1 protein-coding gene is annotated in these 538 nt (G+C 71.2%); it reads right to left on the bottom strand.

Features of this window, described 5'->3' with window-relative positions; genetic code table 11:
• Nucleotides 1–360, bottom strand: a 360-nt coding sequence (locus tag LG634_RS37580) for a DUF742 domain-containing protein (RefSeq protein ID WP_226741043.1), incomplete at its 3' end; no start/stop codon positions are given.
• Nucleotides 361–538: the final 178 nt, after the last annotated feature.

The raw sequence follows: 538 nt of genomic DNA, 5'->3' as shown, positions 1-538 counted from the left end.
GAGCGTTACATCCGGCGTTCCGCCGGCCTCGCCGTTGCCCGGCTGGTGGATGGCCACCATGCCGGCCTCCGCCAGGTCGGCGACGAGGATCCGGGCGACGCCGAGCGGCATCTGCAGCAGAGCCGATACCTCGGCTACCGACTTGACCTCCCGGCACAGCGTGCAGATGCGCTGGTGCTCGGGCAGCAGGCCCGACAGGTGCACCGGGTCGGCCGTGGTGCTGACCAGCGCCTCGATGGCGAGCTGGTAGCGGGGCCGGGTCCGGCCGCCGGTCATCGCGTACGGACGCACCAGCGGCTGGTCGCCTTCCGCGTACGACTGGTCGCCGTACGAATCGGAGAAGGCGGGGGGCGGGGTCATTGATCCTCCGGGCTGGACGGCAGAGGTCAGCCTGCCGTCGTAGAGGGCCGGTGGGGGGACGGGGGTACGGCCTGACGGTGGTACTGGGAAATGGTCCGGGTACGCCCCGGTCCTCGTGGCCGGGAGTACCACCCGGCCACGAGGAGTGGCGGTCTAGATGAGAAGGCTGCCCTGGAGC

Origin of the sequence: Streptomyces bambusae (assembly GCF_020532645.1) — a bacterium.
Classification (GTDB): Bacteria; Actinomycetota; Actinomycetes; order Streptomycetales; family Streptomycetaceae; genus Streptomyces; species Streptomyces bambusae.
Note: the sequence above shows the minus strand (reverse complement) of the source record. Positions and strands in the feature narration are given on the sequence as shown.